This is a genomic window from Photobacterium sp. Ph5, assembly GCF_022129445.1.
In the GTDB taxonomy this organism is placed as follows: Bacteria; Pseudomonadota; Gammaproteobacteria; order Enterobacterales; family Vibrionaceae; genus Photobacterium.
The window spans coordinates 21,792-46,403 of record NZ_JADQAQ010000024.1 but is presented as its reverse complement, the minus strand read 5'-3'; the positions used below and the strand labels follow the sequence as shown (position 1 = coordinate 46,403).

The 24,612-nt window shown below is 40.8% G+C and carries 23 protein-coding genes; 8 read left to right on the top strand and 15 right to left on the bottom strand.

The features are described from left to right. Positions 1 to 48 precede the first annotated feature (48 nt). Both mepM and znuA read right to left on the bottom strand, forming a co-directional pair. On the bottom strand, positions 49 to 1,410 hold the full coding sequence (gene mepM / locus I3259_RS11070; RefSeq protein WP_238029676.1) for a murein DD-endopeptidase MepM: 1,362 nt from the start codon (positions 1,408 to 1,410) through the stop codon (positions 49 to 51). A 3-nt stretch (positions 1,411 to 1,413) separates the two neighbouring features. Beyond that, complete coding sequence (znuA, locus tag I3259_RS11065) at positions 1,414 to 2,370, bottom strand: zinc ABC transporter substrate-binding protein ZnuA (protein WP_238029675.1); 957 nt, start codon at positions 2,368 to 2,370, stop codon at positions 1,414 to 1,416. 165 nt (positions 2,371 to 2,535) lie between these two features. On the opposite strand from znuA, the gene znuC reads away from it, so the two are divergent. The 3 genes from znuC (at position 2,536) to I3259_RS11050 (ending at position 6,282) form a co-directional block, all read left to right on the top strand. Next, positions 2,536 to 3,300, top strand: coding sequence for a zinc ABC transporter ATP-binding protein ZnuC (znuC, locus tag I3259_RS11060; RefSeq protein ID WP_238029674.1), 765 nt, complete (start codon positions 2,536 to 2,538; stop codon positions 3,298 to 3,300). Beyond that, positions 3,297 to 4,082, top strand: a complete 786-nt coding sequence (znuB, locus tag I3259_RS11055; RefSeq protein ID WP_238029673.1) for a zinc ABC transporter permease subunit ZnuB — start codon at positions 3,297 to 3,299, stop codon at positions 4,080 to 4,082. Before znuC ends, znuB begins: the two co-directional genes overlap by 4 nt. Before the next feature lie 142 nt (positions 4,083 to 4,224). Continuing rightward, positions 4,225 to 6,282 carry a PhoX family phosphatase gene (locus tag I3259_RS11050; protein WP_238029672.1) on the top strand — a complete coding sequence of 686 codons (2,058 nt, stop codon included), beginning with the start codon at positions 4,225 to 4,227 and terminating at the stop codon, positions 6,280 to 6,282. A gap of 72 nt (positions 6,283 to 6,354) precedes the next feature. On the opposite strand, the gene sucD is transcribed toward I3259_RS11050, so the two are convergent. From sucD to sdhC, 8 genes are all read right to left on the bottom strand, one after another. Further along, positions 6,355 to 7,227, bottom strand: a complete 873-nt coding sequence (gene sucD, locus I3259_RS11045) for a succinate--CoA ligase subunit alpha (protein ID WP_238029671.1) — start codon at positions 7,225 to 7,227, stop codon at positions 6,355 to 6,357. Next, positions 7,227 to 8,393 carry an ADP-forming succinate--CoA ligase subunit beta gene (gene sucC / locus I3259_RS11040; RefSeq protein ID WP_238029670.1) on the bottom strand — a complete coding sequence of 389 codons (1,167 nt, stop codon included), beginning with the start codon at positions 8,391 to 8,393 and terminating at the stop codon, positions 7,227 to 7,229. The genes sucD and sucC overlap by 1 nt, the downstream gene beginning before the upstream one ends. 151 nt (positions 8,394 to 8,544) lie before the next feature. After that, positions 8,545 to 9,750, bottom strand: a complete 1,206-nt coding sequence (odhB, locus tag I3259_RS11035; protein WP_238029669.1) for a 2-oxoglutarate dehydrogenase complex dihydrolipoyllysine-residue succinyltransferase — start codon at positions 9,748 to 9,750, stop codon at positions 8,545 to 8,547. 27 nt (positions 9,751 to 9,777) lie between these two features. Then, positions 9,778 to 12,609, bottom strand: coding sequence for a 2-oxoglutarate dehydrogenase E1 component (gene sucA, locus I3259_RS11030; RefSeq protein ID WP_238029668.1), 2,832 nt, complete (start codon positions 12,607 to 12,609; stop codon positions 9,778 to 9,780). A 117-nt stretch (positions 12,610 to 12,726) separates the two neighbouring features. Then, positions 12,727 to 13,440: a succinate dehydrogenase iron-sulfur subunit gene (locus I3259_RS11025; protein ID WP_005370542.1), complete on the bottom strand. Its 714-nt coding sequence runs from the start codon at positions 13,438 to 13,440 to the stop codon at positions 12,727 to 12,729. A gap of 15 nt (positions 13,441 to 13,455) precedes the next feature. Beyond that, the gene (gene sdhA / locus I3259_RS11020) at positions 13,456 to 15,222 is read right to left on the bottom strand and encodes a succinate dehydrogenase flavoprotein subunit (protein ID WP_238029667.1); all 1,767 of its coding nucleotides are present in this window, start codon (positions 15,220 to 15,222) and stop codon (positions 13,456 to 13,458) included. Continuing rightward, positions 15,223 to 15,570: a succinate dehydrogenase, hydrophobic membrane anchor protein gene (gene sdhD / locus I3259_RS11015; protein ID WP_238029666.1), complete on the bottom strand. Its 348-nt coding sequence runs from the start codon at positions 15,568 to 15,570 to the stop codon at positions 15,223 to 15,225. Beyond that, on the bottom strand, positions 15,564 to 15,965 hold the full coding sequence (gene sdhC / locus I3259_RS11010; RefSeq protein WP_238029665.1) for a succinate dehydrogenase cytochrome b556 subunit: 402 nt from the start codon (positions 15,963 to 15,965) through the stop codon (positions 15,564 to 15,566). Before sdhC ends, sdhD begins: the two co-directional genes overlap by 7 nt. Before the next feature lie 391 nt (positions 15,966 to 16,356). Between sdhC and I3259_RS11005 the strand changes: the two genes are divergently transcribed. Further along, positions 16,357 to 17,646, top strand: a complete 1,290-nt coding sequence (locus tag I3259_RS11005; RefSeq protein WP_238029664.1) for a citrate synthase — start codon at positions 16,357 to 16,359, stop codon at positions 17,644 to 17,646. 85 nt (positions 17,647 to 17,731) lie between these two features. Here the strand turns inward: I3259_RS11005 and I3259_RS11000 are convergent, their stop codons facing one another. Further along, the gene (locus I3259_RS11000; protein WP_238029663.1) at positions 17,732 to 18,490 is read right to left on the bottom strand and encodes a Nif3-like dinuclear metal center hexameric protein; all 759 of its coding nucleotides are present in this window, start codon (positions 18,488 to 18,490) and stop codon (positions 17,732 to 17,734) included. Positions 18,491 to 18,646: 156 nt separating this feature from the next. Then, entirely contained in the window at positions 18,647 to 18,844 is a 198-nt protein-coding gene (locus I3259_RS10995) for a DUF2517 family protein (protein ID WP_238029662.1), read from the bottom strand. A 126-nt stretch (positions 18,845 to 18,970) separates the two neighbouring features. On the opposite strand from I3259_RS10995, the gene I3259_RS10990 reads away from it, so the two are divergent. Then, entirely contained in the window at positions 18,971 to 19,759 is a 789-nt protein-coding gene (locus I3259_RS10990; protein WP_238029661.1) for a DUF1853 family protein, read from the top strand. Between the two features lie 56 nt (positions 19,760 to 19,815). Here the strand turns inward: I3259_RS10990 and pgm are convergent, their stop codons facing one another. Beyond that, positions 19,816 to 21,462, bottom strand: coding sequence for a phosphoglucomutase (alpha-D-glucose-1,6-bisphosphate-dependent) (gene pgm / locus I3259_RS10985; RefSeq protein WP_238029660.1), 1,647 nt, complete (start codon positions 21,460 to 21,462; stop codon positions 19,816 to 19,818). A gap of 37 nt (positions 21,463 to 21,499) precedes the next feature. Next, entirely contained in the window at positions 21,500 to 22,045 is a 546-nt protein-coding gene (gene seqA, locus I3259_RS10980) for a replication initiation negative regulator SeqA (protein WP_238029698.1), read from the bottom strand. 104 nt (positions 22,046 to 22,149) lie between these two features. Between seqA and I3259_RS10975 the strand changes: the two genes are divergently transcribed. From I3259_RS10975 to fldA, 3 genes are all read left to right on the top strand, one after another. Continuing rightward, a complete protein-coding gene (locus tag I3259_RS10975) occupies positions 22,150 to 22,914 on the top strand; it encodes an alpha/beta fold hydrolase (protein WP_238029659.1) in 765 nt (254 codons plus the stop codon). Positions 22,915 to 23,085: 171 nt separating this feature from the next. Then, positions 23,086 to 23,304, top strand: a complete 219-nt coding sequence (locus I3259_RS10970; protein WP_238029658.1) for a DUF2788 domain-containing protein — start codon at positions 23,086 to 23,088, stop codon at positions 23,302 to 23,304. A gap of 193 nt (positions 23,305 to 23,497) precedes the next feature. Further along, the gene (fldA, locus tag I3259_RS10965) at positions 23,498 to 24,025 is read left to right on the top strand and encodes a flavodoxin FldA (RefSeq protein WP_238029657.1); all 528 of its coding nucleotides are present in this window, start codon (positions 23,498 to 23,500) and stop codon (positions 24,023 to 24,025) included. 96 nt (positions 24,026 to 24,121) lie between these two features. Here fldA and I3259_RS10960 read toward each other — a convergent pair whose 3' ends face one another. Further along, positions 24,122 to 24,589 carry a DUF4442 domain-containing protein gene (locus I3259_RS10960; RefSeq protein ID WP_238029656.1) on the bottom strand — a complete coding sequence of 156 codons (468 nt, stop codon included), beginning with the start codon at positions 24,587 to 24,589 and terminating at the stop codon, positions 24,122 to 24,124. Positions 24,590 to 24,612 lie beyond the last annotated feature (23 nt).

The following is a 24,612-nucleotide window of genomic DNA, read 5'->3' as shown; positions in this document are numbered from 1 at the left end:
GCAATAAAAAAGCGCACAATATGTGCGCTTTTTTTATGATTAAACAGCTTAGCTCGATATTACATCTTTAAACTTATTCTTATAAAAGCTAACTTGTTTCATAAAGTTTTTACGTTCTTTACCATATAATGGATCAGCTTGTGGTAATGGTACTTTCATTGCATTCACAGGACGGCCATTTTTTATCAATTCAAAATGTAAGTGTGGGCCTGTTGAACGTCCTGTATTGCCACTTTTAGCAATACGTTGTCCCATTTTAACTTTATCACCCACTTTCACTTCACGTTTACTTAGATGTAAATAACGTGTCATGTATTCTCGACCATGCTTAACGACAATATAGTTACCTGCTAATGGATGATAACGTGATTTTACAACTATGCCATCACCTGCAGCCAAGACTGATGTACCAATAGGCACGGCAAAGTCAGTACCATTATGTGGTGAGCGACGCCCTGTTATCGGATGCAGTCTATTCGGGTTAAATGACGAACTAATACGGTAACGTTTTGGTGTCGGTATACGTCTAAATGAGCGATTTAAACTGTGCGCACTACTATCATAGAACTGATCATCATCGCCTCTAATAATAAAGGTTGAGTTCTTACCATTCGCTGATTTGTAGTAAAAAGCGTTAACGTCACCTTTACTCACTGCTTTACCATCAATAAATTCTCGATCAATGCCTACAGCAAAACGATCCCCTTTATGCGCTTCACGGCCAAGGTTAAACTTCCATTGTAAGGCTTTAACTAATGTTTGGATCTGAGTCGGTGTTAGGCCAGCGGCTCGAGCTGAGTTATAAAAACTGCCATTAACACGTCCGATAATCGTAACGGGTTTTATCTCTCCTTTTTGAACTATCTCTTTATAAACATAACCTTTTTTCGATAGTGTAAAAGCATCGGTTTCTTTTTTACTACGGATTATTTTAAGTTCTGTTAATTTGCCATCATCATTGACTTCCCACTCAAGGGTTTGTCCAACACGTAAGTGCTGCACTGACTTGTTTGCATCAATTAAACGGTACATATCAGAAATAGGTAAGCCGTACTGTGAGAAAATAATCCCCAGTGTTTCACCTGATGCGACACGGTGTTTATGCTCAACTTCCGCTTTAGCTTCAACAAGTTGTTGCTCTATTTCATCTTTTGGCGCTTGAAATTCAGGATCATTTTGATCAAGAGAAACACCTAGTGGCTCACTATCTTGTTCAGATAATAAATCTAGTTTAGATGGTAATGCTATATCAACGCGTTTATTGACGCTTGATGATGGGAAAGTTACTTGTTGCTTTGATGGCTGCCACATTATGGCAGCCATCATAAGTACAGTGGTGGAAACTAACGCAATTTTGTGCTGACGCGGCAGCTCTTTAATAGAAGTTGCTGCCGCTTTATATAATTTCATTTTCTATTTTAAACACTTGGCAAAGCTCTGTCCGAGTTCCTTGATAAATCGAACGTATCCTCCCTTGCCCTCTTTGACATTGGTCGCCATTGGGTCAAGAGTTCCTATGTTTACATCAGTACCGCTTGTTACGCTATCAACAACTGCAGGTGAAAACTGTGGCTCACTAAACACACAATAAGCTTTATTATCTTGTAGTGCTTTTCGAATTGTTATCAAGGTTTTTGCGCCAGGTCGACGATCAGGTTCAACCGTAAAATGCCCAAGATTATTTAGGTCAAATTGATGTTCAAAATAGCCATAACCATCATGAAAAACATAATAACCTTTATTTGAAACGGGTTTTAACTCAGCATTCAAATCGGTGACAGCCTGATTCACTTCTGAAGTAAACGTTGAAAGATTATCGAGATAAACAGTTTTATGCAATGGATCATGTTTAATCAATGCCTTCGTGATCACATTTGCAGCTTCAATTGTCTGTTTTGGCCCCATCCAAAAGTGTGGATTCAAGCCTGAATGATCATGATGATGTCCAGCATGATCGTCATGACCATCGTGATCAGCATGGTCATCATGACCTTCATGATCGCTATGTTCAGCATGTTGCGTTGCTTTCTCACCGCCATAATTTAGGAAGTTAATCCCAGCTTGTTGCGTTAATGCAAAACTATTTGGATTGGTTGCCATTAATTTGGTTAAAAAAGTTTCTAATTGAGGTCCAACCCAAATAACAAGATCTGCATTATTTAATTTTTTTACATCAGAAGGACGTAAAGCATAGTCATGAGGAGAAACCCCAGGTGGAAGAATAGCGGTAGAGGTTGCTGCACCTTGCGTTAATTCACTCACAATAAGGTTTAACGGTTTTATTGTAGTCACTACATTAAATTCTTTTGCCATCGCAGAGCTTGATAATACTAACGCGGCTACACAAGCAAATGATGATATACGCTGCATGTTTTGTCCTAATAATTGTAATTACATTATTACGCAACTAGCCTATTTTTACAGTCTAATCGCATATTCCCTAACAAATGAGATAATGTTATAATATAACAAATCAAGCGATGTTATATTATAACATTTAATTTATTGCAAAGCCTATTTAAGTAAGCTTCATTTATGACAACCCTAGTCGAACTACAATCAGTAACCGTTTCATTCGGTGAGCGCGATGTATTAGATAACATTTCGCTTCAAGTTAAACGTGGTGAAATTACCACTTTAATTGGTCCTAATGGCGCAGGTAAATCCACTCTTGTAAAAGTCATTACAGGACTTAGTAAACCCACAAAAGGAAAAGTGGTTCGTAAAAAAGGGATCCGCATTGGTTACGTACCTCAGAAATTACGTTTAAATGATACGCTTCCACTCTCTGTTGATCGTTTTATGCGTCTTGCTGGACGCTACTCTCAAGAGCAACGTATTGAAGCACTTGAAATGGTCAACGGTCGCCGCCTACTAAACAGTGATATGCATGGCCTATCTGGTGGTGAAATGCAGCGAGTATTACTTGCGCGTGCTTTATTACAAAAACCTGATTTACTAGTACTTGATGAGCCTGTACAAGGGGTCGATGTCAATGGTCAATTAGAACTTTATCGCTTGATCCAACAATTACGTGATTTACTTAACTGTGCCATCTTAATGGTATCTCACGACTTACACCTTGTAATGGCAAAAACAGATAATGTGATTTGTTTGCAACATCACATATGTTGTTCTGGTAGCCCACTGACCGTGACAAGTCACCCTAAATACATTGCATTATTCGGTCAAACCTCGACAGAGCAACTTGCTGTCTATGAACATAAACATAATCACCAGCATGACGATTCAGGTAAAACTCATAAATGCTGTAATAACCATCAGGAATCGAAAGCATGATTGAGTTTCTTCTTCCCGCACTGATAGCAGGTATTGGTATTGCAATCCTTGCTGGACCATTAGGCTCATTTGTTGTTTGGCGAAAAATGGCTTATTTCGGCGATACATTATCTCATGCATCGCTACTTGGTATTGCTTTAGGTTTTCTCTTTAATATCAACTTAAATCTAGCATTGGTTATCTGTTGTTTAGTGCTTGCAGTTGTACTCGTTACACTACAAAAACAGCGTTATGTGGCCACAGATACTTTACTGGGCATTTTAGCCCATAGTGCTTTATCGCTAGGTCTGGTTGCTGTTAGCTTCTTAGATAATGTCCGTATTGACCTAATGTCATACTTATTTGGTGATTTACTTGCTGTCACAACCACCGATATCTTGTGGATTTATTGTGGTGGTGCGGTCGTTTTAGCATTATTAATTTATCTATGGCGACCGCTACTTTCTATGACGATTAGTGAAGAGATGGCTCAAGTAGAAGGCGTAAATGTTGACTTAATGCGCCTATTATTGATGTTAATGGTAGGTATGGTAATCGCTGTTGCTATGAAATTTGTTGGCGCATTGATCATTACATCATTACTTATCATTCCTGCCGCAACCGCACGACGTTTTTCACACAGTCCAGAATCAATGGCCGTATTTGCGTCAATTATTGGCGCGATAGCAGTGGTTCTTGGTCTTGCAATGTCATGGCATTACGACACACCAGCAGGCCCTTCTGTTGTTGTATCTGCCGCTGCGATGTTTATGCTTAGCCAGCTAAAACGAACAGCGCGTTAACCTTACCTTCATTCATTGGGTAGCTGACAATATTATTAAATATAAATGTCATAATAATAGACAAATTCTGTCACTACCCATCCTTACTCTTTTCCTGCTCACTAATTAAATCAATAATGACTGAACACAGGAAAGCAAAGCTATGAGTAAGGAAACGTTCGATCCTACCCGCTACAACAACAGTAATAACAAAGCATTTGATGATGTACTGCAGGCAAATTTACAACGCCGAAGCATCCTAAAAGGCGGTTTAGGCATGAGTGCAATGACTGCACTCGGTGCCTTTGGTCTTGCAGGTTGTAACTCATCAAGCACTACAGCAACAACCGCTAAGGTAGCTGATCGTTCTCAAGCTGTTTTAAATTTTGACTCTATTCCAGGCTCATTAACTGATGCCGTTTCTATTCCTTCAGGTTACAGCGCGCAAGTATTAGTGCCTTGGGGGACTCCATTAAACGCTACGGCTAATGCATGGAAAAATGATGGGACAAATAACAGTACAGATCAGTTAAATGCATTAGGTATGCACCATGACGGCATGCATTTCTTTCCATTAAACGAAGAATCTACTGATGGATTACTGTGTATCAACCATGAATACATCGATCAACAAGCCCTGCACCCAAACTGGGACAAAGATGCCGAAAGAGCCAAAACAGTACGTACTGACATAGATGAAATCCGTAAAGAGATCAACGCTCATGGTATTTCTGTTGTTCGTATCCAACTTGAAAATAACCAATGGACGTTAATCGACAACGATCCACTTAATCGTCGCTACACTGGTGCGACTGTAATGGATTTATCAGGCCCTCTCGCACATTCAGAGTTAACTGTCACTCGCTTCTCACCTGACGGTAGTCAAGCACGTGGAACACTTAACAACTGTGGTAACGGTTATACACCGTGGGGAACTTACCTCACCTGTGAAGAAAACTGGCCGGGCTATTTTACAAACACAGGTACACGTACCGAAGAGCAAGATCGTATTGGTATTTCAGGTACTGGTAAGTATTTACAAGGTCGCTATAAGTGGGAAACATTAGCGGGTCATGATGACGAACGTCTTGATGAGTTTTCCCGTTTTAATCTAGCACCAAAAGGTAATTCATCGCTTGACGATTACCGAAATGAAGCCAATGGTCATGGCTACATTGTTGAAATTGATCCATATACAAAAAACTCTCGAGCTAAAAAACGTACCGCGTTAGGGCGTTTCCGCCACGAAGGCTGTACCTTTGGCAAGCTAGAAGAAGGCAAGCCTGTAATCTTTTATTCAGGCCATGATTCACGCTTTGAATACCTGTACAAATTTGAGTCAGCAGCACTATGGGATCCTGCGGATGCTTCACCTTCAAACCGCTTATTAACCGGTGATAAGTATATGGATGAAGGCACACTATATGTTGCTCGATTTAATGAAGGCAGTACAGGAACTTGGCTGCCATTAACACTTGATAGCATCACAACTTCAGGTGATACACTGGCTTCACACTTTAATTCTTTGGCTGAAATTATCATTAATACTGCAGGTGCAGCAGATTTAGTTGGAGCTACGCCGATGGATCGTCCTGAGTGGGCAGCGGTTGATCCATTTACGGGCTCTGTTTACCTCACCCTAACCAATAACACTAAACGTAAAGACAGCACTAACCCTGCCAACCCTCGCCTAAATAATAAATTTGGTCATATCATTCGCTGGGATGAAGGTGAAAAACCAACAGAGTTTAACTGGGATATTTTCGTTTTCGGCTCACCAAGTAATGGTGATGAAGAAACAAACCGCTCAGGTTTAACCGATCTAAATCAGTTTGCTAGTCCTGATGGCTTAGCTTTTGATACACGCGGAATTATGTGGATTCAAACCGACAATGGTGCAGATGAAGTTGAAGAATACACCAATGATCAAATGCTTGCCGTTGTACCATCTCAACTGTTAGATGGAGAGGATAAACAAACGGTTATTTCAAGCTCAAATCAAGCAGAGTTAAAACGTTTCTTTGTCGGACCAAATGGCTGTGAAGTCACAGGTTTTACCATTAGTCCTGACTACAAATCTCTATTTGTTAATATTCAACATCCAGACAATTGGCCATATAGTGATAATGCCGCCGAAGCAGCACCTAGCGGCACAGAGGTTCGACCGCGTTCATCAACAGTCGTTATTCGCCGTGACGATGGTGGTGAAATTGGTGTTTAATTTTCTATATTAAGCCATAACAAAAAGCCCTGCTTAAATAGCAGGGCTTTCTTTTCAACCAGTATATAGAAATTACCAGTTAGTTACTTCACGTAAAGCTTTACCGATATCTGCTAAGCTTTTCACTGTTTTAACGCCCGCTTCTTCAAGTGCAGAAAATTTATCTTCAGCCGTACCTTTACCGCCAGAGATAATCGCACCTGCATGACCCATACGCTTGCCAGGAGGCGCTGTAACACCCGCAATGTAAGAAACAACAGGTTTTGTCACGTTCTCTTTAATATAAGCTGCCGCTTCTTCTTCAGCAGTACCACCGATTTCACCAATCATTACAATCGCTTCTGTCGCTGGATCTTTTTCAAACATCTCAAGGATATCAATAAAATTTGAACCTGGGATTGGATCACCACCGATGCCTACACATGTAGATTGACCAAAGCCTTCATCTGTTGTTTGCTTAACCGCTTCGTAAGTCAATGTACCTGAACGCGATACGATACCTACTTTACCTGCTTTATGGATATGACCCGGCATAATACCAATCTTACACTCATCAGGTGTAATAACACCCGGACAGTTAGGACCAATCATACGAACGCCAGCTTCATCAAGGCGAACTTTAACATCTAGCATATCCAGTGTTGGAATGCCTTCTGTAATCGTTACGATAAGCTCGATACCAGCATCAATTGCTTCTAAAATTGCATCTTTACAAAACGGTGCGGGTACATAGATAACTGTCGCTGTTGCACCAGTCACTTCAACCGCTTCACGTACCGTATTAAATACAGGTAGACCTAGGTGTGTTGTTCCGCCTTTACCTGGAGAAACACCACCAACCATTTGTGTTCCGTACTCAATCGCTTGCTCTGAGTGGAATGTACCTTGTCCGCCAGTAAAGCCCTGACAAATCACTTTAGTATCTTTATTAATTAAAACCGACATTATTTACCCTCCGCTGCAGCAACAACTTTTTCCGCCGCTTCTGTTAACGAAGTCGCAGCAATAATATTAAGACCACTATCTGCAAGTTTCGCCGCACCTACTTCTGCGTTGTTACCTTCAAGGCGAACAACAACTGGTACTTTAACGCCAACTTCTGCAATAGCGCCGATGATGCCATCAGCAATCAAATCACAACGTACAATACCACCGAAGATATTAACCAATACGGCTTTTACGTTGCTATCAGAGAGGATAATTTTAAATGCTTCAGTAACACGCTCTTTCGTTGCACCGCCACCAACATCAAGGAAGTTAGCAGGTTGTCCACCATGCAGGTTAACGATATCCATCGTACCCATTGCAAGGCCAGCACCATTAACCATACAGCCAATGTTTCCATCTAGCGCAACGTAGTTTAATTCCCACTGCGCAGCATGTGCTTCACGCTCATCTTCTTGTGATGGATCATGCATTTCACGTAGCTTAGGCTGGCGGTACATTGCGTTAGAATCGATATTAATCTTACCGTCTAGGCACAATAAGTTATTATCGCCTGTGATAACTAGTGGGTTAATTTCAAGGAGTGCAAGATCATATTCAGCAAACATATTTGCTAAGCCCATAAAGATCTTAGTAAATTGTTTAATCTGATCGCCTTTAAGGCCCAGTTTGAATGCTAGCTCACGTCCTTGGTATGGCTGAGGCCCAACCAATGGATCAATCGCTGCTTTATGAATAAGTTCAGGTGTCTCTTCTGCTACTTTTTCAATTTCCACACCACCTTCAGTTGATGCCATGAAAACAATACGACGAGAGCCACGATCAACCACTGCACCTAAGTACAACTCATTGGCAATATTCGATGCTTCTTCAACTAAGATTTTGGTTACCGGTTGTCCATTTGCATCTGTTTGGTAAGTCACTAGATTTTTACCTAGCCAGTTTTGAGCAAACTGTTTAATACCATCTTTAGTGTCATGCAACTCCACACCGCCCGCTTTACCGCGACCACCAGCGTGAACCTGACATTTAACGACCCACTTACTACCACCAATTTTACCTGCAGCTTCTGCCGCCTGTTGTGGCGTATCGCAAGCATAACCTTCTGGAACTGGTAAACCATATTCAGCGAATAGCTGTTTTGCCTGATATTCGTGCAAATTCATGATGTTCTATCCGTTTTATTATCCCTTTGGGACTTGTTATATCCATACGAGGTACTCTTGGGAACCTCTTCGTCATTATGTTTGGCAACTATAAACTAGCTGTTGTTAATGAGGCTGAATAATGAGCATTTATTCAGCCTAAGTGCCAAAGTTATACGTCTAATAGTAAACGTGTTGGGTCTTCTAGCAGTTCTTTAATCGTTACTAAATAACCCACTGATTCACGACCATCAACTAAGCGGTGATCGTAAGATAGCGCAAGGTACATCATAGGTAAGATTTCAACTTGCCCATTAACCGCCATTGGACGATCTTGGATTTTATGCATACCTAAAATTGCAGCTTGTGGTGGATTAATGATCGGCGTTGACATCAATGAACCAAATACACCGCCATTCGTGATAGTAAAGTTACCACCAGTTAAATCTTCAACGGTTAACTTACCGTCACGACCTTTAATTGCAAGATCACGAATACCTTTTTCAATTTCAGCAAGGCTTAACTTATCACAATCGCGTAGAACAGGTGTTACTAAACCACGCGGCGTTGATACTGCAATACTTACATCGAAGAAGTTGTGATAAACAATATCGTCACCATCAATCGATGCATTTACTTCAGGGTAACGCTTGAGCGCTTCGACTACTGCTTTCACGTAGAAAGACATAAAACCTAAACGAATACCATGGCGCTCTTCGAAGATATCTTTGTATTGCTTACGCAGATCCATAATTGGCTTCATGTTAACTTCGTTAAACGTGGTTAGCATTGCCGTGCTGTTTTTCGCTTCAAGTAGACGCTCAGCTACACGCTTACGTAAACGTGTCATAGGAACACGCTTTTCACTACGATGAGCTAATGGTGCATCAACAACAGGTGCTTTCACCGCTACTGGAGCTGGTTGATTTTTTAAGTAAGCTTCTACATCTTCACGGGTTATACGACCACCCACACCAGAGCCTTTAACAGCACCAGCATCAATGCCATGCTCACTTAACAAGCGACGAACCGCAGGGCTTAATGCTTCACTTGTTTCTTCTGTTAAAGACGCGGTGTTACGCTTATTTGGTGACGCTTCAGCTTCTGTTGGTACATCTTTTGTTGGTTCTCCAGCAACTGCACCAACTTTAATTTTACCAATTAACTGTTTAGTAAGAACCGTTGTACCTTCACCTTCAAAAATAGCTTCTAATACACCATCTTCAGGAGCTGGAACTTCAAGTACTACTTTATCTGTTTCAATATCAACCAGTACCTCATCACGAGATACGGCATCGCCAGGTTGTTTATGCCAAGTGGCAACGGTTGCGTCAGCCACAGATTCCGGGAGGTCGGGAACCAGAATTTCGATTGTCATATCGGTTTTGTCCTTTTTGTTCCAGTTCTAATTATTATTTTGCTCTTGAGGAGCAATTGTTAAAGCATCTTCTACAAGTGCTTTTTGTTGTTTCAAATGCACCGACATGTAACCTACCGCCGGTGAGGCTGATGCTGGACGTCCGGCATAACTTAAACGCGCACCGACAGGTAACGCAGAGTAGAAGTTATGTTGACTTGAATACCACGCGCCTTGGTTTTGTGGCTCTTCTTGACACCAAACAAAATCAGTTACGTGCTTATATTCAGCAATTGCAGCTTCAACGTCTTCTTTCGGGAATGGATACAGTTGCTCGATACGAACAATCGCCACATCCTCTTGTTCATTTTTACGGCGTTGTTCCAGTAAATCGTAATAAACTTTACCTGAACAGAACACCACACGCTTCACTTTATTTGGTGGTAAATCATCAACTTCAGCAATCGCAGGTAAGAACGTTCCGTTTGCTAAATCATCTAATGTAGACGTACATAACGGATGACGTAGCAATGATTTTGGCGACATTACAATTAATGGTCGACGCATTGGGCGAACCACTTGACGACGGATCATGTGGTAAACCTGTGCAGGTGTTGATGGTACAACGACTTGCATATTTTGCTCAGCACACAATTGTAAATAACGCTCTAAGCGTGCGGATGAGTGCTCTGGACCTTGACCTTCATAACCATGTGGTAGCAGCATAGTTAAACCACACATACGTCCCCACTTCTGCTCACCAGAACTGATAAACTGATCAATAACGACTTGAGCACCGTTGGCAAAGTCACCAAATTGCGCTTCCCATACCGTCAAGCCACTAGGCTCAGCTGTCGCATAACCGTATTCAAAGGCTAATACTGCTTCTTCAGATAACACAGAATCAATCACTTCAAATGGACCTTGTCCATTGTGAAGATTAGCTAACGGCACATAAGTACTTGCATCTTCTTGGTTATGCAGTACAGCATGACGATGGAAGAATGTACCACGACCAGAATCTTGTCCTGTAATACGAATTCGATTACCTTCGTCAACTAATGTGGCATAAGCCAATGTTTCAGCCATACCCCAATCAAACGCTTTATCACCTGCAATCATAGCGACGCGATCGTTGTACAGCTTCTGAACACGACTCTGTAAAACATGGCTATCTGGATATTGACAAAGACGAGCACCTAACTCTTTTAAACGCTCAACAGGAACTTTGTTATTCCAATCAGCTGTCCAGTCATGACCCAAATACGGTGCCCAATCAACAGAATGAAGATTCATTGGACGCCATTCTTTTACCACACACTCACCACGATCTAACGCATCGCGATATTCATTGACTAAACTTGTTGCCGTATCTAAACCAAATACGCCAGTATCAGTCAGATAATCTGCATAAATCTTACGTGGTGTAGGATGCTTTTTAATCTTCTGATACATAAGAGGCTGAGTTGCATTCGGCTCATCCGCTTCATTGTGACCATGACGGCGATAACAAACCAAATCAATAACAACATCACGTTTAAACTCATTTCGGAAATCAAACGCAAGTCGTGTTACAAAAGCAACCGCTTCAGGATCATCAGCATTAACGTGGAAGATCGGTGACTGCACCATCTTGGCGATATCAGTACAGTATTCTGTTGAACGAGTATCACTTGGATTCGATGTAGTAAAGCCTACTTGGTTATTAACGACAATACGAATAGTACCGCCAACCCCATAACCACGCGCTTGAGACATATTGAACGTCTCAGCAACGACACCTTGTCCAGCAATAGCAGAATCACCATGTAATGTAATAGGTAATACTTTAGAGCCGGTATCATCACCTAAGCGATCTTGACGAGCGCGAACAGAGCCCACAACAACTGGATTTACAATTTCAAGGTGAGATGGGTTAAAGGCAAGAGCAAGGTGAACATCGCCACCAGGTGTTGCAAAGTCTGCTGAGAAACCTTGGTGATATTTAACATCACCCGTCCCCCAACTTTCGCCGTGCTTACCGGCAAACTCATCAAATAAGTCTTGTGGCTTTTTACCTAACACATTAACCAGCATGTTTAGGCGACCACGGTGAGCCATACCAATAACAACTTCACGTACACCTTGAGAGCCAGCGTGACGGATCAGCTCTTTCATCATTGGAATAAGCGCATCACCGCCTTCTAATGAGAATCGCTTAGCACCAGGAAATTTCGCGCCTAAATAACGCTCAAGACCTTCAGCTGCAGTCAATTCATCAAGAAATGAAAGTTGCTCTTCTTGCGAGAAGGAACCGTGCCCCATTACTGATTCAAGACGTTGTTGGATCCAACGCTTTTCTTCAGTATCCGTAATGTGCATGTATTCTGCACCAATAGAGCCACAGTATGTTTTCTTTAACGCAGCATAAATTTCAGAAAGCTTCATGGTCTCTTGACCAACAGCAAATGAGCCTACGTTAAATGTTTCATTAAAATCTTCATCAGTAAGATTATGGAATGCCGGATCAAGATCTGGAACTAAATCACGCTGCCATAATCCTAATGGATCAAGTTTTGCATTTTGATGCCCACGGAAGCGGTATGCATTAATAAGCTGCAATACCTTTACTTGTTTCGCATCTACATCTGGATCACTGACGGTAGCACTTAAAAAGTTGGTTTCTTTCGCTAAACGTCGGAAATAATCACGAACACGTGAATGAGGTTGCTCTACTGCAGTCTCATTGACTACTGGTAACTCAACAAAAATATCACGCCATTGCTCGTCAACTAATTCTGGGTCGCTAAGATACAACTCGTAGAGATCTTCTACGTAAGTCGCATTGGCGCCAGCTAAATGTGAAGACTCAAGCCATGCCTTCATAACGCCGTTCTGCATTATTTTCCCTTAACCACTAGTTATCGCCGTTCGCACCGATTTTACAATCTGAGCATTAAGGCTGGTTCAATCACTCATTCATTGAATTAATATCACCAGCATATCGATATTATATTTTTATACTGCGCGTTTTAGCAGCATAGATTTAATGTGACCAATCGCTTTTGTTGGATTTAGTCCTTTAGGACAAACATTTACACAGTTCATTATGCCATGGCAACGAAAAACACTAAATGCATCATCAAGATTTGATAATCGTTCATCTGTTGCTGTATCACGACTATCAATTAACCATCGATATGCTGCCAATAAGCCTGCTGGTCCAATAAATTTATCAGGGTTCCACCAAAATGATGGGCATGATGTTGAGCAACATGCACACATAATGCATTCGTACAAACCATCTAACTGCGCACGATCTTCAGGCGCTTGGAGGTTTTCACGTGCCGGTGGCACAGCTCCATCATCAATTAAGAAAGGTTTTACTTTTGCATAATTGGTATAGAACTGTTCCATGTCGATAATAAGATCACGAACAACTGGTAACCCCGGTAAAGGGCGGATAACAATCGTGCTCTTATCCATTAAAGCCGATAATGGTGTAATACACGCTAAACCATTTTTACCATTCATGTTAATGCCATCAGAACCACACACACCTTCACGACATGAGCGACGGAAAGACAGCGTAGAATCTTGCTCTTTTAACAGAATAAGTGCATCAAGTACCATCATGTCTGAGCCTTCAGGCACTTCTAAGGTATACCCTTTCATATGTGGTGCATTGTCCACATCAGGGTTATAGCGATATATTGAGAAGTTGAGTTTCATCTTATCTATCCTCCCTTAGTAAGTACGTGCTTTCGGCGGGAAAGCTTCACGATGAACTGGCGACATATTTACATCACGCTTAGACATAGCTTCTGTCTCAGGGTTGTAAATAGAGTGACATAACCAATTAGCATCATCACGCTCAGGGAAGTCAAAACGAGCATGAGCACCACGACTTTCAGTACGGTAGTTAGCCGCTACTGCCGTTGCCATTGCTGTTTCCATTAAGTTTTCAAGTTCTAAACATTCAATACGTTGTGTATTAAACTCAGAAGAAGTGTCATCTAAACGCGCATATTTTAAACGTTCACGAATTTCTTTTAGCTCTGTAAGACCCGTTGCCATCGCATCACCTTCACGGAATACCGAGAAGTTGTTTTGCATACAGCTTTGAAGATCTTTACGAATTTGAACAGGATCTTCACCTTTTTGCGTAGTGTTCCAACGGTTTACTCGTGCAAGCGATGCTTCAATATCAGAATCCGTTGCAGGACGTGCTTCTGCTTGTGCCGCTAAAGTTTCACCCAGATGTAAACCAGTTGCACGACCAAAGACCACCAGATCAAGTAATGAGTTACCACCTAAACGATTAGCACCATGTACAGATACTGAGGCGATCTCACCACAAGCAAACAGACCTTGTACTTCTTGATCAACCCCTGATGCCGTTTGCTTAAGGGCTTGGCCTGAAACCTGAGTCGGCACCCCACCCATCATGTAATGACAAGTTGGAATAACTGGAATCGGCTCTTTAACAGGATCAATATGGGCAAAGGTTCGCGATAATTCACAAATACCTGGTAGACGCGATTCAAGTACATCTTTTCCTAAATGATCCAGCTTCAGTTTAATGTGTGGTCCCCATGGGCCATCGCAACCACGACCTTCACGGATCTCAACCATCATTGAACGCGCAACTACGTCACGACCAGCTAAATCTTTAGCATTCGGTGCATAACGCTCCATGAAGCGTTCGCCATCTTTATTTAAAAGATAACCACCTTCACCACGACAACCTTCCGTTACCAGCACACCCGCGCCAGCAATACCTGTTGGGTGGAATTGCCACATTTCCATATCTTGCATTGGAACGCCTGCACGAAGCGCCATACCAACACCGTCTCCAGTGTTAATATGAGCATTTGTTGTTGAAGCGTAAATACGACCAGCACCACCCGTTGCGAGAATAGTAGCTTTAGATTTGAAGTAACAAATCTCGCCAGTTTCCATGCACAAAGCAGTACAACCTAGAATTGCACCATCTTGGTTTTTTACTAAATCTAACGCATACCACTCCGAAAAAATCGTCGTTTGATGCTTAATATTTTGCTGATAAAGAGTATGAAGTAAGGCGTGACCAGTACGGTCAGCAGCAGCGGCTGTACGCGCGGCTTGTTCACCACCAAACTCTTTAGATTGACCACCGAATGGGCGTTGATAGATAGTACCGTTATCAAAACGCGAAAACGGTAGCCCCATTTTTTCTAACTCAATAACTGACTTAGGGCCATTCTGACACATGTATTCAATAGCGTTCTGATCACCAATGTAATCAGAGCCTTTTACTGTGTCATACATATGCCATTGCCAATTATCTGGGTGTGAATTACCCAGCGCAACAGTAATACCGCCCTGCGCAGATACAGTATGAGAGCGCGTAGGGAACACTTTTGATAGCAAGGCACATTTTAGTCCTTGCTCTGAAATTTGTAATGCGGCGCGCATACCCGCACCACCTGCACCGATAACAACGGCATCAAACTCACGAACTGCAATGCTCACTTACACACCCCACACAATGAAGAAACCCGCAAATAGGTAAACAAAAAGAATGGCTACAACAACAAACTGCAATCCCACTCTTAAAACGGCAGGTTTAATGTAGTCTGTTAACACTTGCCACAAACCAATCCAAGCATGAACAAGAATGGAAACCAAAGCTAACATCGTAAAAACTTTGGTACTGATTTGATTGAAGAATGCACTCCAAGTTTCAAATGTTAGCTCTGGGCCAAACGCAAAGAAACCGACCATATATACGGTGTAAAGGGTCAAAATGATCGCTGTAGCGCGGATCAAAATAAAATCGTGTATACCATTACGGCCGACGGAAGATACGTTAGTTACCATACTAAGCCTCCTGCAAATACTGCTAGTACAGCGACAATTGCAAAACTAATTTTGGTACTTGCAATGCCTGTGTCCATTTCTTCGAAATAACCTAAATCCATCAATAAATGACGGACACCTAAAACAATGTGATAAAACAATGCGGTCAGTACTCCCCACAGGATAAATTTCACAAAAAAGCCATCAGTAACACTGGCGGCCGATGTAAAACCTTCAGGAGAAGATAGAGATAGGTTTAGCAGCCATAGCAAGATGGCAAGGGATACGAATGTAATCACACCTGAAACGCGGTGTAGGATTGACGCTATCGCAGTTAGCGGAAAGCGAATCGTTTGTAGGTCGAGATTGACAGGTCTTGGCTTTTTTACTTTCACGGTTTGCCCACTCAGCTCCATTGAAGCAATTTATTTTTTTATTAAATTCTCTGAGATATACGTACAAGCCAACAAACAAGTGCAACAAAAATTCAATATTAGGTTATTATTATGTTGAGCAGACGTTATAAACGCCATTACCTAACTCTTAAAAATAAATGACAGCATGTTTGTAAAATCCTGGCGGGTAGTATAACCAGAGACCTAGCCTCACTATACGCCCCGTAACATTCAAAAACAAACCCAGTTACATGATGTCAAACACGATTCTCATAAAATCATACTTTTTGATTAAAAGTTATTAACAAGCGCACACAAAGAAGCACAATAATTGACAAAGGTTGCGCCTAGCGGTACAACAAATGCACATCCGCATTGGATTAGGATTATAAAAATAGCAAAGGAGATTGTTATGGCAGATAAGAAAGCTACTCTTCATATTGAAGGGAAAGCACCTATCGAACTGCCGATTATCGGGGGCTCTGAGGGCCAAGATGTAATTGATGTGCGTAAACTTGGCGCAAACGGCTTTTTTACATTTGACCCAGGTTTTCTAGCAACAGCCTCGTGTGAATCTCAAATTACATACATTGATGGCGAAGAAGGAATCTTGCTTCATCGAGGTTTCCCGATTGATCAATTAGCCAATAACGCAGACTATTTAGAAGTTTGTTTTGTATTGTTATACGGTGAGGTCCCTACCCGAGCTGAATACGAGCAGTTTAGAACAACAGTTACACGCCATACGATGGTGCATGAACAAATCGCAAGCTTTTTCCATGGCTTCCGTCGTGATGCACACCCAATGGCAGTAATGTGTGGTGTTGTGGGTGCTTTATCTGCGTTTTATCATGACTCTCTTGATATTAACAACGATACACACCGTGAAATTGCAGCATTTAGATTATTATCTAAAATGCCTACACTTGCGGCAATGTGTCATAAGTATACTATCGGACAACCCTTTATTTATCCTCGTAATGATCTTGATTACGCGGAAAACTTCCTTCACATGATGTTTGCAACACCTTGTGAAGAGTATGAAGTAAGCCCTGTCGTTGCGCGTGCTATGGATAAAATATTTACCCTACATGCTGATCACGAGCAGAACGCTTCAACGTCAACCGTCCGTCTTGCGGGCTCTTCTGGTGCAAATCCATTTGCTTGTATTGCAGCGGGTATTGCATCTCTTTGGGGTCCAGCACATGGTGGCGCTAATGAAGCTTGTCTGAAGATGCTTGAAGAAATAGGTAATGTAGAAAACATTCCTGAATTCATTGAACGTGCAAAAGATAAAGATGATCCATTCCGCCTAATGGGCTTTGGTCACCGTGTTTACAAGAACTACGACCCTCGTGCTACCGTTATGCGTGAAGCTTGTCATGAAGTGCTTGAAGAACTAAAGATTGAAGATCCATTACTAGATGTTGCAATGGAACTAGAGCGTATTGCGCTTTCTGATGAATATTTTGTCAGTAAGAAATTATACCCTAACGTAGATTTCTACTCTGGTATTATTTTAAAAGCGATTGGTATTCCAGTATCAATGTTTACTGTGATCTTTGCGATGTCTCGTACCATCGGTTGGATTGCTCACTGGAACGAAATGCACAGTGATCCAACAAATCGTATTGGTCGACCTCGTCAGCTTTATACTGGTGAATCATACAGAGAATTTAAGCCTCTTCATGAGCGCGAATAAATTTTCTAAAAAGTAATGATAAATAAAAAGGTTGAGTTAAATACTCAACCTTTTTTTTGTTTCATTTACCGAAAGACTTGCTAGTCTACACTGGATTATCAATGTCTATAAACGTCACATCAAAGTTGTATTCTTGTGCTAACCATTCACCTAATGCTTTCACACCATAACGCTCTGTTGCGTGATGACCTGCAGCAAAATAATGAATACCTAGTTCGCGTGCAATATGCGTGGTTCTTTCCGATACTTCACCTGAAATAAAGGCATCACAGCCTTGCTGAAAAGCTAATTCAATATAATCTTGCCCACCGCCAGTACACCACCCTACTTTTTTTATTAAATTAGATGAACTCGGTGCGATATGTAATGGTTCGCGTTGTAACGCCATTGCAATTCTTGCAGCAAAATCCTCACCAGAGATCGCTTGATCTAACTCACCATAAATCGCAACAGAGCGAGGGTTACCTAACTCTAAACCACCAGTGATATCTAAATCTAAACGTTGTGCAAGTTGTACATTATTGCCAACTTGTGTATGTACATCTAATGGCAAATGATAAGCATATAAATTAATTCCATTTTCAATCAAGGCTTTAATACGACGATATTTCATACCACGAATTTCAGCAGCCTCACCTTTCCAAAAAAAGCCATGATGGACAACAAGTGCATCTGCTTTTTCTTCAATGGCCCTATCAATCAGAGCCTGACAAGCCGTTACGCCGGTAATAATTTTTTTGACGTCTGCTTTGCCTTCAACTTGTAACCCATTAGGACAATAATCTTTGATCAAGTGAGGAGAAAGAAACGCATTGAGTTCGGCCTCTAAAGAAAAATTATTCATCTGATGTTGTCCTTAATCTTCTAACTAAAATCTTTATTAATACTATGGTATTAGTGTACTAAAGCTATCTTTATATTAAGAGTTTTCTCTGTATTAACTGCAAATTAATGGTATAAAAAAAGCTGCCAATGGCAGCTTTTCATTTATAGATATAAATTACTTTAAACCTTGCTCTATTTTTTTTAGCCATACAGGCTGAGCACTAGTTTGTACCCAATAACGGTGTAAGAAACTGCCCAATCGCGTACGTTTATTGACAGGTAATAAAAGCAAAACAGGTAATGAAAGCAATCCTGCTAGTACAACAAAAACACGACGAAAGGTAATATTGAGCTTTGAATACTGAGTGTACATAACAGAACCTCTTTATGGTAAATCTTTTACCACTCTAATTGAGTTTATGAAATATTACTACAGATTTTTGGGTAATTTTCCGTCAAAATTGTGTTATACGCCCATATAAAAGCGAGTTATGTAGAAATGTTACAAAAAGAAAAGGATAAACAATTAACTAAGGATTATCTCGCCGTACTCAATATGCCAAATTTAATCTCATCATATGATTATGTGTGTAATGATACTTGGCTTGAAATGTTTAAACGTCATGCGCAGCTTCCTCCTATTGAATCTTATATAGGTAATCACCGCCTAGGCTTTTATTATCAATGGCTATGGCAACAATGGATTGTTCATCACCCGGATTACGAACTATTAGAAGAAGAAGTTCAACTTCATTGGAATCAAAAAACTGTTGGCTCTATTGATTTCCTCGTTAAAAACTTGCTGAGTAATGAAATTGAACATTGGGAAGTCGCTATCAAATTTTATTTAGCCTTTGAAAATCATTGGCCAGGGCCAAATGCGAAAGACAATCTGGATAAAAAAACAGCTAGAATGATTGATCATCAACTCACACTCAGCGAGCACGATGCCTTTAATGCTAAGTTTGATGAACAACCAACCCAACGTCGACTCATTATGCAGGGGCGATTATTTCATGCTTGGCCTGACCCACAGCAAGGTTCAACCATTAATATCAACCCAAACGCTAACACTGGATTATGGTGTTATCAGTCTGATGCTGTACATCTGGTTTTGAAAGCATTGACGAAAAAACAGTGGATAGCGCCACCAGCCTTTGCTGAACTTGATGAATACCTCGACCCAGATCAAATTACCGTACCAACACAAGCTGTTGATAGAAAAGACAGGGTGTGGTTTATCGTTCCGAATCACTGGCCAAAGCATAATAGTGAATTGATAGCTTAACCTGCATATATAAAAAAACGCCCATTGTGGGCGTTTTCTTTATGCATATAACGGGGTTATAAACCAGCGTCGGCAAAGACTTTACTGACAATTTCCTGTGCTTCTTGCTCAATAAGCGCTAGATGTTCTTTGCCCTTAAAGCTTTCACAATAGATCTTGTAAATATCTTCTGTACCTGATGGACGAGCAGCAAACCAACCATTTTCAGTCGTCACTTTTAAACCACCAATCGCAGCACCATTACCTGGTGCATGAGTTAGACGTGCAGTGATTGGCTCACCAGCTAATGTTTCAGCTGAAACCATTTCAGGAGAAAGCTTACTTAATACCGCTTTCTGCTCTTTATTCGCGACAGCTTGCAAACGAGAATATTCTGAACGACCAAACTTATCGGCTAATTCTTCGTAATACTCTTGCGGCGTTTTACCTGTTACTGCTGTAATTTCAGCGGCTAACAAACACAATAAAATACCGTCTTTATCCGTTGACCAAGGTGTACCATCTTTACGTAAGAAAGATGCACCCGCACTTTCTTCGCCACCAAAGCCGAGCTTACCGCTAAATAAGCCATCAACGAACCATTTAAAACCTACTGGTACTTCAACGAGTTCACGACCTAATGCTGCAACAACACGATCAATCAACGCACTAGATACTAATGTTTTACCCACTGCAACTTGATTAGCCCAATCATTACGATGACGGAATAAGTAATCAATACATACAGCAAGATAATGATTAGGATTCATTAGACCTGCAGGTGTTACGATACCGTGACGGTCGTAATCAGGGTCGTTACCAAACGCTAGATCGTAGTTATCTTTATACGCCAGTAGCCCTGCCATTGCGTATGGTGATGAACAGTCCATACGTACTACGCCATCTTTATCTAATGACATAAAACGAAATGATGGATCAATAGATTCATTAACAAGTGTTAGATCGAGCGCATAATATGCGGCAATTTGACGCCAGTATTCAATACCTGAGCCACCAAGAGGATCTACACCCAACTTTAGCTCTGACTTTTGAATCGCTTCCATATTAATAACATTTACAAGATCTGCGACATACGGCGCGACTAAATCTTGCTCAACAACCAGTTGAGAAGCCAAAGCGTCAACAATAGATACACGCTTAACATCAACCAAACCATTTGCAATGATTTCATTAGCACGACGTTCAATAGCTGTTGTTAATTCACTTTCAGCTGGGCCACCATGGACAGGATTATATTTAATACCGCCGTCTTGAGGGGGGTTATGCGATGGCGTGATAACAATACCATCTGCTTTATCATCATGAGCTTTGTTGTAACAAAGGATAGAATGAGAAATGCCAGGTGTCGGGGTATATCCCTTACCTTCTTGAATAACAACTTGAACATTATTAGCAACAAGTACTTCTAATGTTGAAGTAAAAGCAGGCTCTGACAATGCATGGGTATCTTTTCCTAAAAAAAGTGGCCCTGTCACTCCATTAGCCGCTCGTACTTCGGCTACTGCTTGTGCAATAGCCCAAATGTGATGCTGGTTAAATGTGCCTTTATCTGCTGTTCCTCGATGACCTGAAGTACCAAACTCTACTTGCTGCGATGCATCTTGAGCACTCGGCTCTATAAGAAAATAATTAGCGATAAGTGCTGGAATGTTATGCATATCTTCTTGCTGAGCACGTTGCCCAGCACGAGGATGAATAGCCATAGTTTTATCCTTGTTATTTGATCTCAATATCTGACGATTAGATTTCGCCACATACCTTATCAATAATATCTGAACCAAATCCCATCTTAGTCATCAGCTGGTCAATCATTTGACGCTTACGCTCGGTATTTGTATTTGTAATCACCCAGAATGGTGTTGATGGAATCGACTTAGGTTTTGTCGTTTTACCACTTGCTAGTAGTGTTTCTTCATCATAAGCAAAGTAAACGCGGGTACGACCTTTAATTGCAGCAGCTTCAGCAAAACCATCTGCATCAATGCTATACAAAGAAGATAAGATCATCATAAAACGACCAATTGCTTTTTCTTGTGCTGCAAATTCATCAGAGATCAATACTGTTCGCATTTCTTTAACACGATCCATCGTTGGTACATTGCCAGCATCTTTACTAACAACGATCCCTTTCGGACGAACAGGCATTACCACAACAGGCTGCTGTTGCTGTTGATCTTCAGGCACCATAAGCAAGCGACGCAAAATATCAGAAGCGCTTTCACCAATATGTTGAGTTTGGCTAGCAATATAACGATATAGTTCTTCGTCTACTTCAATAGTCTTCATCGTATTATTCATTATCGTTCCGTTAAAAAATCTGGCTACGATTATAGCTTGATCCGAGGTTATACTCTACGGTAAATACCACAACTAATTAGAGAAAATAGTCAGTGAATCTTCATTATCAAGTTGAAGGCGATGGAAAAACGATCATTTTGATCCATGGCTTATTCGGCAGTGCCGCTAATCTAGGGCTTTTAGCCAGATCGTTGAAAAATAACTATAAAGTAATTAGCGTTGATCTTCGCAATCATGGTTTATCTCCGCACAATGATCATTTCACCTATCAGGAAATGGCACAGGATGTACTTAACGTGATCAATCACTTAGATATAGATCAATTTTCAGTGATCGGTCACTCAATGGGTGGAAAAGTAGCCATGGCATTGGCTGCATTAGCACCAAATCACTTAGAGCATTTGGTTGTCCTTGATATGGCTCCGGTTAGCTATCAAGCACATCGCCATCAAAATGTGTTTAACGGCTTACAAGAAGTGAATAAACATACCATTACCAAGCGCAGTGAAGCCGAACAATTTCTTGCTCAATATGTTGAAGACGCTGGTGTTAAACAATTTCTACTTAAATCTCTCACCAAACAGGGGGAATATTATCAATGGCGATTTAATGTTGATGGGATTATTGCCAACTACAGCACCATTATGGATTGGCAGCCTGCTGTAGAGCCGTTCAAAGGTAAAACATTATTTATTAAAGGTCAGGAATCTGACTATATTATGCCCGAACATCGGGATGAAATTATGCGTCAATTCCCTCAAGCCAAAGCGCATATGGTAGCAAATACTGGGCATTGGCTCCATGCAGAAAAGCCTGAAGCGGTTACTCGTATCATCACAAACTTTCTTGATAAATAAACAACATAACTTATCTCGTTGTTAGCATGCTCACTCACAACGAGATATTACATAACCACAGTGTTAAATACCTTTTTTAACTATGCTATAGTCTCACAAATTGATATACCTCAGTGACTTTAAAAGCCAAGTATCTTGAGGTTACTTGGGTATATATCAAAAGGATTTGTTATGCTTTATGAATACATGGACTTAATTGAATCTATTGGGCTGGATCTTGTTTTTGCCGCTATTTTTTTCTTTATCGGTATGGCAATAAAAGATGTCTTAAAACAAGGTAATGTTCCTCCCTTTGGACAAAAAATTGTTTGGCTAGTCTTATTCCTTGGCTGTGCTGGATTTATAGCCAAAGGTGTTATTCAACTAAGTTGGGAAGGTACTGGGATTTAATTATTAGGGTTAATTGTGTAACTTATGATGATTATATCAACACCTAACCTCTCGGTTCTTGCGGGTAATGTTACTGTTTAGGCGAAAAAACAAACAAAACGTCAGTAAACAGTAATTATCATTGCACCGTTTCTACTGATTTCTGTAAACTGCGATGCAGCAGTTAACTATTTATATACGGGTAATCTCTACTATGGCAAGCGTTGGACTCTTCTTTGGTAGCGACACAGGTAATACCGAAGCTGTCGCTAAAATGATTCAAAAGCAACTTGGTGACAAGCTAGTTGAAGTAAAAGATATCGCAAAAAGCAGCAAAGAAGATATCGACAATTTTGATCTACTACTACTTGGTATTCCTACTTGGTACTACGGTGAACCACAGTGTGATTGGGATGACTTTTTCCCTGAGCTAGAGCAAGTTGACTTCTCAACTAAGCTTGTAGCAATCTTTGGTTGTGGTGACCAAGAAGATTACGCAGAATACTTCTGTGATGCGATGGGCACTGTACGTGACATCGTTGAAGGTCGTGGTGCAACTGTTGTTGGTAACTTCTCAACGGAAGGCTTTGAATTTGAAGCATCAAAAGCACTTGTTGATGACAGCCACTTCGTCGGTTTATGTATTGATGAAGATCGCCAACCAGAGCTTACAGCACAGCGTGTTAAGCAATGGGTTGATCAAATTTATGATGAAATGTGCTTAGCTGAACTGGCTGATTAATCACATTGATCTCATCAAAAAAACGCGCTTATTAAGCGCGTTTTTTTATACTTCGTTATTATCGAAGAGACTTTTCACGCAAAATATCACATTGAATTAGGTTCGATATTCTGGCTTTTTCCTTACATATAAAGTCCGCTCAACTTGAGAAACTAACTCTCCTCGGCTATTTAATACATTCACCGTAAAAGAAGGAAAATATTTTTCTCCATCTTGAGTTGCCAATTTAATTTCTTCAATGTATTGCTCTGAAATCACAAATTCTGCAGTTAAATCACTATCACCAGGTTGAATAAAATTAATACTCGCCTGCTTATCCCATACAAAATATTCACGCCCGAGTATTCCCATTAACATTAAAGAATAAACTGGATCAGTAAGTGAGAAAATACTGCCACCATATTGCGTGCGATTTGCATTCTTATTCCACCAGCGTAGCTTTAACTTTATACGAACAAAGCGAAAATCATCACTAATCGTAATAATCTTAATACCGGCTCCCCAAAAGGGTGGCCATAGATTAAGTGCACACTTCACAACACTTGGCTTATATACATCAAACAATCTGAATAGCCCCATCTGGTACG

Excerpts from the sequence above, each read along its gene's own strand:
- sucA (WP_238029668.1), bottom strand. The coding sequence starts at position 12,609 with ATGCAGAACGGCGTTATGAAGGCATGGCTTGAGTCTTCACATTTAGCT.
- sdhC (WP_238029665.1), bottom strand. The coding sequence starts at position 15,965 with ATGGAGCTGAGTGGGCAAACCGTGAAAGTAAAAAAGCCAAGACCTGTC.
- I3259_RS10990 (WP_238029661.1), top strand. The coding sequence starts at position 18,971 with ATGTTACAAAAAGAAAAGGATAAACAATTAACTAAGGATTATCTCGCC.
- seqA (WP_238029698.1), bottom strand. The coding sequence starts at position 22,045 with ATGAAGACTATTGAAGTAGACGAAGAACTATATCGTTATATTGCTAGC.
- I3259_RS11000 (WP_238029663.1), bottom strand. The coding sequence starts at position 18,490 with ATGAATAATTTTTCTTTAGAGGCCGAACTCAATGCGTTTCTTTCTCCT.
- fldA (WP_238029657.1), top strand. The coding sequence starts at position 23,498 with ATGGCAAGCGTTGGACTCTTCTTTGGTAGCGACACAGGTAATACCGAA.
- I3259_RS10995 (WP_238029662.1), bottom strand. The coding sequence starts at position 18,844 with ATGTACACTCAGTATTCAAAGCTCAATATTACCTTTCGTCGTGTTTTT.
- znuB (WP_238029673.1), top strand. The coding sequence starts at position 3,297 with ATGATTGAGTTTCTTCTTCCCGCACTGATAGCAGGTATTGGTATTGCA.
- znuC (WP_238029674.1), top strand. The coding sequence starts at position 2,536 with ATGACAACCCTAGTCGAACTACAATCAGTAACCGTTTCATTCGGTGAG.
- I3259_RS11025 (WP_005370542.1), bottom strand. The coding sequence starts at position 13,440 with ATGAAACTCAACTTCTCAATATATCGCTATAACCCTGATGTGGACAAT.
- sdhD (WP_238029666.1), bottom strand. The coding sequence starts at position 15,570 with ATGGTAACTAACGTATCTTCCGTCGGCCGTAATGGTATACACGATTTT.
- I3259_RS11005 (WP_238029664.1), top strand. The coding sequence starts at position 16,357 with ATGGCAGATAAGAAAGCTACTCTTCATATTGAAGGGAAAGCACCTATC.
- pgm (WP_238029660.1), bottom strand. The coding sequence starts at position 21,462 with ATGGCTATTCATCCTCGTGCTGGGCAACGTGCTCAGCAAGAAGATATG.
- sucC (WP_238029670.1), bottom strand. The coding sequence starts at position 8,393 with ATGAATTTGCACGAATATCAGGCAAAACAGCTATTCGCTGAATATGGT.
- znuA (WP_238029675.1), bottom strand. The coding sequence starts at position 2,370 with ATGCAGCGTATATCATCATTTGCTTGTGTAGCCGCGTTAGTATTATCA.
- I3259_RS11050 (WP_238029672.1), top strand. The coding sequence starts at position 4,225 with ATGAGTAAGGAAACGTTCGATCCTACCCGCTACAACAACAGTAATAAC.
- odhB (WP_238029669.1), bottom strand. The coding sequence starts at position 9,750 with ATGACAATCGAAATTCTGGTTCCCGACCTCCCGGAATCTGTGGCTGAC.
- sucD (WP_238029671.1), bottom strand. The coding sequence starts at position 7,227 with ATGTCGGTTTTAATTAATAAAGATACTAAAGTGATTTGTCAGGGCTTT.
- mepM (WP_238029676.1), bottom strand. The coding sequence starts at position 1,410 with ATGAAATTATATAAAGCGGCAGCAACTTCTATTAAAGAGCTGCCGCGT.
- I3259_RS10970 (WP_238029658.1), top strand. The coding sequence starts at position 23,086 with ATGCTTTATGAATACATGGACTTAATTGAATCTATTGGGCTGGATCTT.